Below are 13,587 nucleotides of genomic sequence, written 5' to 3'. Positions count from 1 at the left end.
TTTTTCAGAGGCGCTTGTGCTTTTCATAGTAGGAGGTATTATGGCTAAAAAGAAAACGAAGTTTATGTGTAATTCATGTGGATATGAGTCCGCAAAATGGATGGGAAGATGTCCTGGGTGCGGTGAATGGAACACAATGGTAGAAGAAACGGAAATAGTATCCAAAGGCCCGAAACGCTCGTTTCAGCATTCAAATGGCACAGCACAGAAGGCGACCCCAATAATTTCAGTAGTAACAGCTGATGAACCACGAGTGACAACTGACTTTGCTGAACTGAATCGTGTGCTGGGCGGTGGTATTGTCCCTGGGTCGTTAATATTAATAGGTGGAGATCCGGGTATTGGTAAGTCGACCCTTCTTTTGCAGGTTTCTGCTTTACTTGCGAATAAAGGAGAAAGAGTACTGTATATTTCGGGAGAGGAATCCATCCGTCAGACGAAGCTTCGGGCAGAACGTTTAGGGGTAACATCAGCAGAGCTTTATATCTATGCTGAAACCAACTTGGAGTTAATCAATGAAACTATTGAGAGTGTAGAGCCTAAATTTGTTATTGTCGATTCTATTCAAACTGTTCATCATCCCGATGTAACAAGTGCACCGGGAAGTGTATCACAAGTTCGAGAGTGTACAGCAGAGCTAATGCGGATTGCCAAAACTAAAAATGTAGCAATCTTTTTAGTGGGACATGTAACAAAAGAGGGACAAATTGCAGGACCTCGTATATTGGAACATATGGTAGATACTGTTTTGTACTTTGAAGGAGAACGTCACCATACGTATCGTATTTTAAGATCTCAGAAGAACAGATTTGGCTCTACGAATGAAATCGCCATTTTTGAAATGGTCCAATCCGGATTAAAAGAAGTACTTAATCCTTCTGAATTATTTCTGCAGGAGCGGTCTCATGGAGCAGCTGGATCTGCAATTGTTGCCTCGATGGAAGGTACCAGACCTATTTTAGTAGAAATTCAAGCATTAGTGACTCAATCTAGTTTTAATTATCCGAAACGTATGGCTACTGGTATTGATCAAAACCGTGTTTCCTTACTAATGGCAGTACTGGAAAAACGAATGGGATTACTACTCCAAACGCAAGATGCTTATATAAAAGTGGCGGGAGGAGTAAAATTAGATGAACCTGCGATCGATTTAGCCGTCCTAGTAAGTATCGTCTCAAGTTTCCGAGATACAGGGGTTACACCAACTGACTGCTTTATTGGAGAAATTGGTTTAACTGGAGAAGTGAGAAGGGTGTCTAGAATTGAACAGCGTGTTCAAGAGGCTGCAAAGCTTGGCTTTAAAAGAGCGATTGTACCGGCCTCAAACCTCGGAGGATGGGATTACCCTCCAGGCATTCAAATTATAGGAATCGAAACAGTTAACGAAGCGATGAAAGAAGCATTTTCATAATAATAAGGCATTCTATATGTCTAGCTCTGGTGTCCAACCGATCAAGTAGTTTCAAAATGCCGGATAAAGGCAAAGGAAGCCTTTATCCAGCATTCTTCCATTATTTTTGGGAATAGAGTGGGCAACTGCGCTTGTCTGATTAGACTTATTGGGAAAGATGCAAGTATAATGAAATTAATGGAGGTGGCATGCTTGTTAAAATGGATTATCCAAATTGCTTTTGTTTTAATTGGTGGAACATTGGGGTTACTATTCTTACCGCACTTATATGAGCTTTTTAATTTATCTAACAACCCTTGGATTCACAATCCGTATGTATCTGTTTTAGTAGGAGCAATTTTGTTGTATGTGGCTGCATTGTTTATGACCGACTACTTGATTAATTTTATCAAATGGATGGAAGAACGGTTATTAAAAGCGCCAATTGGAGATTTGTTATTCGGAACGCTCGGACTAGTTATTGGTTTAATTGTTGCCTTTTTCCTAGGTTCTGCACTTAATAATATTGCTATACCAGGAATTGGATCAGTAGTACCCGTGCTGTTATCGATTGTGTTAGGTTACTTAGGTTTCCAAGTCGGTTTTAAAAAGCGCGATGAACTTCTTCAAGTTTTCACTCCTTCTAAGCAAAGTACTAGCAAGAAGAAAACTATGGACGACGATACCCAAGAATTGAGTTTAGGAACTTATAAGTTGCTAGATACTAGTGTTATTATTGACGGTCGCATTGCAGATATATCGGTAACTGGATTTATCGAAGGTGTTCTAGTCGTTCCTCAATTTGTTTTGACGGAGTTACAGCATATTGCGGATTCTTCAGATACGCTTAAACGAACTAGAGGTCGTCGTGGTTTAGATGTATTAAAAAAACTTCAAACAGAACGATCTTCTGCTGTATTAATCGTGGAAGAGGATTTTGAAGATATACAAGAGGTAGATTTGAAATTAGTTCGTCTAGCTAAAAAGATGAATGGAATTGTTGTAACGAATGATTTCAATTTAAATAAGGTTTGTGACCTGCATCAAGTAAGAGTTTTAAATATTAATGACTTGGCAAATGCAGTGAAACCTGTTGTTATTCCCGGGGAAATAATGCATGTTGTCGTTATTAAAGATGGAAAAGAACACAATCAGGGCGTCGCATACCTAGATGATGGAACGATGATTGTTGTAGAAGGCGGTAAAGCATACATTGGACAGGCTATAAATGTAGAAGTGACAAGTGTGCTTCAAACGTCGGCTGGTCGAATGATATTTGCAAAACCACAAGACTCGAAATAACGAAGAAGGGTTGTTTCCTTTGCAAAAGGAATACGCCCTTTTTCTATGTAACGGAGGTCCAATAATATGAAATATACTGTTTTATTGCCAGCTGCGGGTAGTGGGAAGCGAATGGGTGCTGGTCAAAATAAATTGTTTTTAGAGCTACGCAATATTCCTATTTTGATACACACTTTACGCGTTTTTGAAAGAGATCTTAATTGTGAGCGAATAGTATTAGCCGTAAAGAAAGAGGAAAAGGCTTTTATTGAACAGCTTCTAAAAGAGCATTGTATTACAAAGGTTTCCCACATCGCAGAAGGTGGAGAAGAGCGCCAGCATAGTGTATACGCTGCATTAAAAGTTAGCTCGTCTAAAGGAATCATCCTTGTTCATGATGCGGCAAGACCATTTATTCATCAGCAAGTGATACAACAATTAGTGGAAAAGGCAAACACGTCTGGAGCAGCAGTTGCAGCTGTCCGGGCAAAAGATACGATGAAAAAAGTAGAAAATGGTATAATTCAAGAAACGGTCGATCGAGAGAGCTTATGGATTATTCAAACGCCTCAAGCTTTTCGGTATACAATATTAGAAAAAGCGGAAAGATTAGCTGAGAAGGATAATTTTCTTGGGACGGATGAAGCAATGCTCGTAGAAAGATTAGGAGAGCGTGTTCATATTGTTGAAAGTACCTATGATAATGTCAAGATGACAACGAGTGAAGATCTTCTATACGGAGAAGCAATATTAAATAAGCGAGAGCAGGAGGAATATTAATATGATGAGAATTGGACAAGGATTCGATGTACATGAATTTGCGGATAATCGTCCGTTAATAATAGGAGGAATTGATATTCCTTATGAACGAGGACTAATTGGTCACTCAGATGCAGACGTATTACTACATACAATTACTGATGCTGCTTTAGGTGCAATAGGAGAAGGAGATATCGGCAAACATTTTCCGGATACAGATCCAGACTTTAAAGACGCAGATTCAGCCAAGCTACTAGAACATATTTGGAAACTAGTAGACGCTCGTGGGTATAAGTTAGGAAATATCGATTGTACAATAATTGCACAAAAGCCAAAAATGGCACCACATATCGAAACAATTCGTGCGCGTGTAGCGGAGTTGCTTCAAGCAGATGTTTCTCAGGTAAATGTGAAAGCTACAACAACCGAGAAACTTGGATTTACAGGACGTGAAGAAGGAATAGCATCGATGGCAACAATATTACTTCTGAAAAAGGACTAACTTTAATAAACGTATAACCAGTGGTAGAATGGATTAAGTTAAAGTCATTGTTAGTTGCCTTATACTTTAAATAAGTGCAACTGCATCAAGGCTAATTTGATGGAAAGAAAACTAGGAGGATACACTTATGACACAAGAAGTTCGCGTACGTTACGCACCCAGTCCAACAGGATTTTTACATATAGGAGGAGCGCGTACAGCATTATTTAACTATTTATATGCACGTCACCATAACGGGAAATTCATCGTTCGTATAGAAGATACGGATATTGAGCGTAATGTAGAGGGTGGCGAGTTATCTCAACTTGAAAACTTAAAATGGTTAGGAATCGAATATGACGAATCCATAGATATTGGTGGACCTTATGCACCTTACCGCCAAATGGAGCGTTTAGATATATATATAAAGCATGCAGAAGAAATGTTAGAAAAAGGTCATGCGTATAAATGTTTCTGTTCATCAGAGGAACTAGAAGCAGAACGTGAAATGCAAAAAGAAAAAGGTATTGCAGCTCCAATGTACAATGGTAAATGCCGTCATTTATCAGCAGAAGAAGTGCAAGCAAAAGAAGAAGCAGGACAAGCGTACACGATTCGTATGCGTGTACCGGGAAATGTAACTTATACCTTTGAAGATTTAGTTCGTGGAGAGGTTACTTTTGAATCTAAAGATGTTGGTGACTGGGTATTAGTGAAAGCGAACGGAATTCCAACTTATAACTATGCTGTAGTATTAGATGATCACTTTATGGAAATCTCTCATGTATTCCGCGGGGAAGAACATTTATCGAACACACCAAAACAATTGATGGTTTTTGATGCGTTCGGATGGGCATATCCTAAGTATGGTCATATGACGTTAATCATCAACGAAAACCGTAAAAAGCTTTCAAAACGTGACGAGTCAATCATCCAATTTGTTACACAGTACAAAGATCTAGGGTATTTACCAGAAGCAATGTTTAACTTCTTTGCCCTATTAGGATGGTCTCCTGAAGGGGAGGATGAAATCTTCACTAAAGAAGAATTCATTAAAAACTTTGATGTATCACGTCTTTCTAAATCACCATCAATGTTCGACAAACAAAAACTTACTTGGATGAACAACCAATATATTAAACAGTTGCCATTAGAAAAAGTAGTTGAGTTAGCATTGCCACATTTACAAAAAGCAGAATTGCTACCAACTGAACTATCAGAAGAAGAACTTACGTGGGCAACAAAACTTATTGCACTTTACCATGATCAAATGAGTTTTGGAGCGGAGATTGTTGAATTATCATCACTATTCTTTGATCACGACATTGCATATACTGAAGAAGCGACAGAAGTATTAGCCGGAGAACAGGTTCCTGAAGTAATGGCTGCATTTAAAGTACAGCTAGAGGGCTTAGAGACATTTGAACCAGCGGAGATTAAAGCTGCTATTAAAGCGGTACAAAAGGAAACTGGACATAAAGGGAAAAATCTTTTCATGCCAATTCGTGTAGTAACAACTGGTCAAATGCACGGTCCTGAACTAGCTGATGCAATCAGTCTAATTGGTAAAGAAATAGTAATCGCTCGTGTTGCCAAATTTGCAAAACAATAAGATTGACTTTCCTCTACCAAGGTGTGAAAATGGTGTTACAAATTCGAAAGCAAAATGAATAGCAAGCGAAGACGAGGAGAAGTAAGTAACGCACGTTCTTTAGAGAGGACCATCACCGGCTGAAAGTGGTCTGAGCTTATGAGTTACTGAAATGCACCTTAGAGCGTCATGCCGAACTTTTAAGTAGGCTGAACGTATCATCTGCGTTAAAGATGCTAAGTGGGAAAATTTTTTCTGTTTTCCAATCAGAGTGGAACCACGCTATTGCGTCTCTGTCTATATTTATAGACAGGGACTTTTTTTATGGAGTAAATGAAAGGAGGTAATCATGTGTTCAAACGAATGAAAGAAGATATTGCGGTAGTATTTGAACAGGACCCAGCAGCACATAGCAAGTTAGAAGTTATTTTAACTTATGCAGGTCTACATGCAATTTGGAGTCACCGAGTTGCACATGCCTTATTTAAAAAGAAATTCTTTTTCTTAGCACGCGCTATATCACAAATTAGTAGATTTTTTACAGGAATCGAAATTCACCCAGGGGCGACAATTGGGCGACGCTTTTTTATAGATCACGGCTCGGGAGTGGTCATTGGAGAAACCTGTGAAATTGGAGATGATTGCACGATCTACCAAGGTGTCACACTAGGTGGTACCGGAAAAGAAAAGGGAAAGAGACATCCTACTCTTCATAATAATGTGCTAGTCGCTACTGGAGCAAAAGTATTAGGATCTATTATCATTGGTGAAAATAGTAAAGTCGGGGCAGGTTCTGTTGTATTAAAAGATGTACCTACTAACTCTACTGTTGTTGGGATCCCAGGTGTAGTCGTAATTCAAGATGGTATAAAAGTGAAGCGAAATTTAGATCATCAGGACCTACCAGATCCATTTACCGACCATTGCAAACAAATGGAAAACAAAATAGAGAAGCTCCAAAAAGAAATAGACCAATTGACGAAAGAGAAGAGGGAAAATAGTCATGACAATCCAAATTTTTAATACGCTAAAACGTGAAAAAGAACCGTTTATACCGCTTGAAGAAGGCAAAGTTAAGATGTATGTATGTGGACCAACTGTTTACAATTATATTCATATTGGGAATGCACGACCTGTAATCGTCTATGATACGGTAAGGAAGTATTTACAATACCGCGGATATGAAGTGACATATGTTTCAAACTTCACAGATGTAGATGATAAAATTATTAAAGCGGCCAATGAACTGGGAGAAGAAGTCTCAGAGCTCACGGAACGTTTTATCGACGCTTATTTTGCGGATGTTGAGGCACTGGGCTGTAATCGAGCAGATTCACATCCACGAGTTACAGATCATATGGATCAAATTATTGAATTTATTAAAGTATTAGAGGAAAAAGACTATGCATATGAATCGCATGGAGATGTCTATTATCGTACGAGAAAATTTGATGGATACGGTAAACTTTCTCATCAATCGGTAGACGATTTAAAAGTCGGAGCTAGAATTGAAACGGGTGTCAAAAAAGAGGATGCACTAGATTTCGCACTTTGGAAAGCAGCAAAACCAGGAGAAATCTATTGGGAAAGTCCTTGGGGGAAAGGTCGTCCAGGATGGCATATAGAATGCTCTGTCATGGCCCGAGAAATACTAGGAGACACGATTGATATTCATGCGGGCGGGCAAGACTTAACTTTTCCACATCATGAAAATGAAATTGCACAGTCCGAGGCGAGAACCGGTAAGACATTTGCGAGATATTGGATGCATAATGGGTATATAAATATAGACAATGAAAAAATGTCGAAATCACTCGGCAACTTTGTATTGGTAAATGATATTCGTCAGCAAATAGATCCACAAGTATTACGTCTTTTCATGCTGAGTGTTCACTATCGAAATCCCATTAATTATTCAAAAGAATTAGTGGAGCAAGCGGAGGCAGGTTTGGATCGTATACGGACTGCTTATGATAACTTAGTTCACAGATTAAGTACCACTGCAAATTTAGGGGATCATGATGACATTTGGTTACAAAAAATTGCAGATGTAAAAGTACAGTTTGAAACAGCTATGGATGATGACTTTAATACAGCGAATGGTATTGCGGCTATTTTCGAATTGTCGAAACTTGCGAATACGTATTTACTAGAAAAACAAACATCTGAAATTGTATTAAAACAATTTATCTTAGTTATGGATGATTTGAATGCTGTTCTGGGATTAACGTTTGCGAAAGAAAAGGAAGTACTGGATGAAGAAATTGATGCATTGATTGAAGAACGCAATCAAGCTAGGAAAGACCGTAACTTTGCTCGTGCCGATGAAATTAGAGATCAATTAAAAGAGTTAAATATTATTTTGGAAGATACTGCACAGGGTATCCGATGGAAAAGAGGATAAACTGGTGGAAAATTTAAAACCATCCGATGTAAAACAACTAAATTCCTTAGCACTTGCCTATATGGGTGATGCTGTTTTCGAACAAGTCGTTCGAGAACACCTCATCCTTTCTGGACGAGTCAGACCGAATATCTTGCACAAAGAAGCTACTAGATATGTGTCAGCTAAAGCGCAAGCAACGTTAGTAAGAGAAATGATGGAAAAGGACTTTTTATCGGAAGATGAACAAGCTGTCCTACGAAGAGGTCGTAATGCAAAGTCTGGTTCAGTTCCTAAAAATACAGATGTTATTACTTATCATCACAGTACAGCGTTTGAAGCAGTAATCGGTAGTCTATACTTGAGTGGACAAACAGAACGTTTGCAAGAAGTACTGGATTTCTCTATTAACTTTATAGATGAACAGAAAGGGGCGAAAAAATAAATGACAGAGATAAACGATCAAAGTGAACAAACTGGAGAACTTATTGCAGGGAAAAATCCTGTAGTAGAAGCACTTCGAGCAGGTAGAGATATGAACAAAGTTTGGCTTGCAGAAGGCATTCAAAAAAGTGGGGTAACAGAAATTATTCAATTAGCAAGAGATGCTGGAATAATTGTACAGTTCGTACCTAAAAAAAAGCTGGATAACTTAACAGATGCAAATCACCAGGGAATAGTTGCTTCAGTTGCCGCATACCGTTATGCGGAATTAGATGATTTGTTTGACCTAGCAGCTAGCAAACAAGAGGATCCTCTTTTTATTATTTTAGATGAAATTGAAGATCCTCATAATCTTGGTTCTATCATGCGGACGGCAGATGCTGTTGGAGCCCACGGAATTATTATTCCGAAAAGAAGAGCGGTTGGACTTACAGCGGTAGTTGCAAAAGCGTCTACAGGAGCTATTGAGCATATTCCAGTTTACCGAGCGGTTAATTTGGCACAAACGGTAGATGAACTAAAAGAGCGTGGGGTTTGGATTGCGGGCACTGATGCGGCAAAGTCTACTGATTATCGAAATATGGATGCGACCCTACCCTTGGCACTCATTATTGGTAGTGAAGGTAAAGGTATGAGTCGACTGTTAAAAGAAAAGTGCGATTTTCTTTACTATTTGCCAATGGTCGGTCATGTGACGAGTCTTAATGCTTCGGTAGCGACCTCTGTGTTGTTATACGAAATATGGCGCGTCAGAAATCCCTTAAAAGGATAACAAGATGCAAATTTTACTTGTCGATGGATATAATATCATCGGCGCATGGAGCGAGTTAAGAAAGTTAAAAGAAGTGAAATTACTAGAAGCTAGAGACCGCTTGATCGAGCTAATGGCAGAATACAAAGCATATACAGGTACCCGAGTCATTGTAGTTTTTGACGCACACTTGGTGCCTGGTATTGAAAATAAAAAGAAGCAATATAACGTAGAAGTTATTTATACGAGAAAAAACGAAATTGCAGATGAGCGTATTGAAAAGTTAACGAAAGAATTGAGTGGTAGAAGAGTCCAGATTTACGTAGCTACATCTGATCTGACTGAGCAAAGGGTCATATTTGGCCAAGGGGCCCTTAGAAAGTCAGCTAGAGAATTAGAAATTGAGATGTTGTCGATTTCCTCCAAAATAACAAAAAAAGTGAAAACTATTCAGGATGACAAACCCGCTTCTAATATCCCATTAACAGCAGAAGTTGCGGAAATTTTCGAAAAATGGCGAAGAGGAATGAAATGATTCATTGACGCTATAAATTTCCTTCCTGTATACTTGGAATAATATTCTTGTTAGCTGAGGTGACTTCATTGGAAAAGACAGAGCAGAATCTACAATTAGATAGTTTACTAGATGAAGAGCTTGTAGAGATGGTACATCAAGGAAACACTGAAGCGCTAGACTTTTTAATAACAAAATATCGTTCCTTCGTCCGCATGAAGGGAAGGTCATACTTTTTAATAGGGGCCGATAAAGAAGATATCCTCCAGGAAGGTATGATTGGGTTGTATAAGGCAATCCGAGATTTTAAAGAGGAGAAACTTGCTTCTTTTCGGGCATTTGCCGAACTATGTATCACCCGACAAATAATAACTGCTATTAAGACAGCCACTCGACAAAAACATATTCCGCTAAATTCTTATGTATCATTGGATAAGCCTATTTATGATGAGGAATCTGATCGAACATTGATGGATATGATTGCTGGTTCAGTTGTAGATGATCCGGAGGAATTAATCATTAATCGAGAAGACTTCGATTATATGGAAGGCAAGATGGCAGAAATACTTAGTGAATTAGAACAACAAGTACTTACTTTATACTTGGACGGTCAATCTTATCAAGAAATTTCTGAAGAATTGAATCGTCATGTTAAGTCGATTGACAATGCATTACAACGAGTGAAGCGTAAACTAGAACGTTATATGGAGATTGATAGTAATTACGCTTAATTGGTATTTTGTTGACATGGTATGTGTAAGATGATAATCTTGAAAAAGACTTATATGCTTAAAAAAGGTGATAATATGGCAAAAAAGACTGTCTTAAGCTGTATCCAATGTGGCAATCGTAATTATACGATTCCTTTATCTAAAGAAAATGTAATCCGAGTTGAACGGAAAAAGTATTGTGCACATTGCAATGCGCATACGCTTCACAAACAAACGTTATGAATAGAAAATAAGATAGATTTTTTGTGTGGGGGTTTAGCTAAATGGCTAATGTTGGTGGGTTTTTCAAAAATGTAATGAGTGAAATGAGAAAAGTAAGTTGGCCTAAACGTAAAGAGCTTTCTAAATACACTGTTATTGTGCTTGCTACAGTAGTAGCGGCGGCTGTATTTTTTGCTGTGGTAGACTTAGGTATCTCTGAATTGTTCCGTTGGTATTTAGCGTTATAATAACTAGTATGTAAATATTTGAAAATAGCCCGTCTACTAAACGAACGGGTTTTTTCATTTGTCTTGAGAAAAGGAGGGGACGGACGATCAGTCCTGACACTATGGAAAAAAATTGGTATGTGGTTCATACGTACTCTGGTTATGAAAACAAAGTAAAAGCGAACTTAGAAAAACGAGTAGAAACAATGGGTATGTCGGATAAGATATTCCGAGTATATATCCCTGAACAAGAAGAAACAGACTTTAAAGATGGTAAAAAGCGTGTAGTTGTAAGAAAAACGTTTCCTGGATATGTTTTTGTAGAACTTATAATGACAGATGATGCTTGGTATGTAGTTAGAAATACGCCGGGTGTAACTGGGTTCCTTGGTTCATCAGGTGGCGGAACAAAACCAACACCTTTAGCTCCTGAAGAAGTTCAATCTATGTTGAAACAAATGGGTGACGCTGATCGCGTAGTAGAAGTAGACTTCACGGTTGGAGAATTGGTAGAAGTATTAGAAGGACCGTTTGCGCACTTCCAAGGTAAGGTAGAAGTGATTGATCTAGATAAAGGCAAAGTAACTGTGTCTGTAGACATGTTTGGTCGCGAAACTAATATGGAACTAGACTTCGAACAAGTTATTAAAATATAATTTCCGTTTCCACTTGCTAAAGGTGGAAAAGAATGATATCATTTCAAAGGTCAGACTGAAAATAAGTCTGTATTAATTTTTCTAATGTTATCAGCGCAGAGCTGAGAGACAGATATTTGAGTGGGAGGGGCAACCCAATTACCACATCACGGACTTAAGGAGGTGTGTCTCGTGGCTAAAAAAGTGATTAAAGTTGTTAAATTACAAATTCCTGCTGGTAAAGCAAATCCAGCACCGCCGGTTGGTCCAGCATTGGGTCAAGCAGGTGTTAACATCATGGGATTCTGTAAGGAGTTCAACGCACGTACTGCTGATCAAGCAGGTCTAATCATTCCGGTTGAAATTTCTGTATTTGAAGATCGTTCATTTACTTTCATTACAAAAACTCCGCCGGCAGCAGTGTTACTTAAAGTAGCAGCAGGTATTCAATCTGGATCAGGTGAACCAAACCGCGTAAAAGTGGCGACAGTGAAACGTGAAAAAGTTCGCGAAATTGCAGAACAAAAAATGCCAGATTTAAACGCAGCATCTGTTGAAGCAGCTATGTTAATGGTTGAAGGTACTGCACGTAGCATGGGTATTACGATCGAAGACTAATACTTGATGTGCATTTTGATATGACGCATTGTTTTTTGGGAGGTTGTAGTTGTTCATAAAGGATAACTACAACCTTTACACGTGGGAGGTTTATTCCGCTAAAACCACTATCAAGGAGGACATTTATAATGGCTAACAAAGGTAAAAAATTACAAGAAGCAGTTAAATTAGTAGAAGCTTCAAAATTATATTCAGCTAAAGAAGCTGTTGAGCTTGCGAAAAAAACAAGCACAGTTAACTTTGATGCAACTGTAGAAGTTGCTTTTCGTTTAGGAATCGATACTCGTAAAAATGACCAACAAATCCGTGGAGCAGTAGTACTTCCAAACGGAACTGGTAAAACTCAACGTGTATTAGTATTCGCTAAAGGCGAAAAGCTTAAAGAAGCAGAAGCTGCTGGAGCAGACTATGTAGGCGATACTGAGTATATTAACAAAATCCAACAAGGATGGTTTGACTTCGATGTAATCGTTGCTACACCTGACATGATGGGTGAAGTTGGTAAAATCGGTCGTGTACTTGGACCAAAAGGTTTAATGCCAAACCCTAAAACTGGTACAGTTACATTTGATGTAACTAAAGCTATCGAAGAGATTAAAGCTGGTAAAGTAGAATACCGTGCTGACAAAGCAGGGATTATTCACGCTCCTATCGGTAAAGTTTCTTTTGAAGACGATAAATTAGTAGAAAACTTCTTAGCTGTATTTGAAGTAGTTCAAAAAGCTAAGCCAGCAGCATCTAAAGGTGTTTATATGAAGTCTGTGAATATCACGACTACTATGGGACCAGCTGTAAAAGTTGACGCTCAATCAATCAAATAATAGTTGACGTTCAAAAGATTATCTGTTAAGATGACTTTTGTTGTTAAATATACGTTTGTACCGAAGACAGTAGGGGCGATAAATCGCTTAATTTCCTACCGAGGACAAGTAAATTCAGATTCTTTTTAGATGATGACTTTCTGCCTCTGTGTCTATTCGTAGAACAGAGGCTTTTCTTTTGTCGGTATAAATGGCCAATTCTTATAGGAGGTGCCAAGATGAACAAAGCAATCGAAACGAAAAAAGTAAAAGTTCAAGAAATTGCAGAGAAGTTTAAAGCTGCTGCTTCCGTAGTAGTTGTTGACTACCGCGGTTTGAACGTGTCACAAGTAACAGAATTACGTAAACAACTTCGTGAAGCAGGTGTGGAATTCAAAGTTTACAAAAACTCACTTACACGCCGTGCAACTGAAATTGCTGGAGTTGATGGGATTAACGAAAGTCTTGTTGGTCCAAACGCAGTAGCATTTTCTAACGATGACGTAATTGCGCCAGCTAAAATCATTAATGATTTTGCTAAAAAGAATGAACAACTTGAAATTAAAGTTGGGATTATCGAAGGAACTGTAGCATCTGCTGAAGATGTGAAAGCATTAGCAGAACTTCCATCACGCGAAGGACTACTTTCTATGCTTCTTTCAGTACTTCAAGCTCCAATGCGCAACTTTGCGCTTGCAACAAAAGCTGTTGCAGAACAAAAAGAAGAACAAGGCGCATAATTTATTACGCGGCTTAATAACTACAAAAGGGCTTACAGCCT

General features: G+C 38.5%; 17 protein-coding genes and 2 other annotated features. All 17 genes read left to right on the top strand.

The features are described 5' to 3' along the window. Positions 1 to 40: 40 nt before the first annotated feature. Positions 41 to 1,411, top strand: coding sequence for a DNA repair protein RadA (gene radA / locus MKX39_RS18790; RefSeq protein ID WP_340771103.1), 1,371 nt, complete (start codon positions 41 to 43; stop codon positions 1,409 to 1,411). 192 nt (positions 1,412 to 1,603) lie between these two features. After that, positions 1,604 to 2,692, top strand: a complete 1,089-nt coding sequence (locus MKX39_RS18785) for a PIN/TRAM domain-containing protein (protein ID WP_093537888.1) — start codon at positions 1,604 to 1,606, stop codon at positions 2,690 to 2,692. Between the two features lie 66 nt (positions 2,693 to 2,758). Further along, positions 2,759 to 3,451, top strand: coding sequence for a 2-C-methyl-D-erythritol 4-phosphate cytidylyltransferase (gene ispD / locus MKX39_RS18780; protein ID WP_340771101.1), 693 nt, complete (start codon positions 2,759 to 2,761; stop codon positions 3,449 to 3,451). A gap of 1 nt (position 3,452) precedes the next feature. Next, on the top strand, positions 3,453 to 3,932 hold the full coding sequence (gene ispF / locus MKX39_RS18775; RefSeq protein WP_093537886.1) for a 2-C-methyl-D-erythritol 2,4-cyclodiphosphate synthase: 480 nt from the start codon (positions 3,453 to 3,455) through the stop codon (positions 3,930 to 3,932). Between the two features lie 127 nt (positions 3,933 to 4,059). Beyond that, positions 4,060 to 5,523, top strand: a complete 1,464-nt coding sequence (gene gltX / locus MKX39_RS18770) for a glutamate--tRNA ligase (protein WP_340771099.1) — start codon at positions 4,060 to 4,062, stop codon at positions 5,521 to 5,523. 59 nt (positions 5,524 to 5,582) lie between these two features. Then, positions 5,583 to 5,800 (top strand) — a binding site (T-box leader). A gap of 53 nt (positions 5,801 to 5,853) precedes the next feature. Beyond that, positions 5,854 to 6,525, top strand: coding sequence for a serine O-acetyltransferase (gene cysE, locus MKX39_RS18765; RefSeq protein WP_340764105.1), 672 nt, complete (start codon positions 5,854 to 5,856; stop codon positions 6,523 to 6,525). Continuing rightward, entirely contained in the window at positions 6,506 to 7,906 is a 1,401-nt protein-coding gene (cysS, locus tag MKX39_RS18760; protein WP_340764103.1) for a cysteine--tRNA ligase, read from the top strand. The genes cysE and cysS overlap by 20 nt, the downstream gene beginning before the upstream one ends. A gap of 4 nt (positions 7,907 to 7,910) precedes the next feature. After that, positions 7,911 to 8,330, top strand: coding sequence for a Mini-ribonuclease 3 (locus MKX39_RS18755; protein WP_093537882.1), 420 nt, complete (start codon positions 7,911 to 7,913; stop codon positions 8,328 to 8,330). Further along, entirely contained in the window at positions 8,331 to 9,101 is a 771-nt protein-coding gene (gene rlmB / locus MKX39_RS18750) for a 23S rRNA (guanosine(2251)-2'-O)-methyltransferase RlmB (RefSeq protein ID WP_093537881.1), read from the top strand. A gap of 4 nt (positions 9,102 to 9,105) precedes the next feature. Next, entirely contained in the window at positions 9,106 to 9,615 is a 510-nt protein-coding gene (locus MKX39_RS18745) for an NYN domain-containing protein (RefSeq protein WP_093537880.1), read from the top strand. Between the two features lie 68 nt (positions 9,616 to 9,683). Further along, the gene (gene sigH / locus MKX39_RS18740) at positions 9,684 to 10,325 is read left to right on the top strand and encodes an RNA polymerase sporulation sigma factor SigH (RefSeq protein ID WP_407691716.1); all 642 of its coding nucleotides are present in this window, start codon (positions 9,684 to 9,686) and stop codon (positions 10,323 to 10,325) included. A gap of 21 nt (positions 10,326 to 10,346) precedes the next feature. After that, entirely contained in the window at positions 10,347 to 10,547 is a 201-nt protein-coding gene (gene rpmG / locus MKX39_RS18735) for a 50S ribosomal protein L33 (RefSeq protein ID WP_411748183.1), read from the top strand. Positions 10,548 to 10,588: 41 nt separating this feature from the next. After that, on the top strand, positions 10,589 to 10,774 hold the full coding sequence (gene secE, locus MKX39_RS18730) for a preprotein translocase subunit SecE (protein ID WP_093537879.1): 186 nt from the start codon (positions 10,589 to 10,591) through the stop codon (positions 10,772 to 10,774). Between the two features lie 101 nt (positions 10,775 to 10,875). Continuing rightward, positions 10,876 to 11,409: a transcription termination/antitermination protein NusG gene (gene nusG, locus MKX39_RS18725; RefSeq protein WP_093537878.1), complete on the top strand. Its 534-nt coding sequence runs from the start codon at positions 10,876 to 10,878 to the stop codon at positions 11,407 to 11,409. 171 nt (positions 11,410 to 11,580) lie between these two features. Beyond that, positions 11,581 to 12,006, top strand: coding sequence for a 50S ribosomal protein L11 (gene rplK, locus MKX39_RS18720; protein ID WP_139176005.1), 426 nt, complete (start codon positions 11,581 to 11,583; stop codon positions 12,004 to 12,006). A gap of 128 nt (positions 12,007 to 12,134) precedes the next feature. After that, positions 12,135 to 12,827, top strand: a complete 693-nt coding sequence (rplA, locus tag MKX39_RS18715) for a 50S ribosomal protein L1 (protein WP_093537877.1) — start codon at positions 12,135 to 12,137, stop codon at positions 12,825 to 12,827. A gap of 42 nt (positions 12,828 to 12,869) precedes the next feature. Further along, positions 12,870 to 13,013: a sequence feature (ribosomal protein L10 leader region), on the top strand. Between the two features lie 32 nt (positions 13,014 to 13,045). Beyond that, a complete protein-coding gene (rplJ, locus tag MKX39_RS18710; RefSeq protein ID WP_093537876.1) occupies positions 13,046 to 13,546 on the top strand; it encodes a 50S ribosomal protein L10 in 501 nt (166 codons plus the stop codon). The last annotated feature ends 41 nt before the right edge of the window (positions 13,547 to 13,587 follow it).

The sequence above is a fragment of the Psychrobacillus sp. FSL K6-1464 genome, assembly GCF_038003145.1.
Lineage (GTDB): Bacteria > Bacillota > Bacilli > Bacillales_A > Planococcaceae > Psychrobacillus > Psychrobacillus psychrotolerans.
Note: the sequence above shows the minus strand (reverse complement) of the source record. Positions and strands in the feature narration are given on the sequence as shown.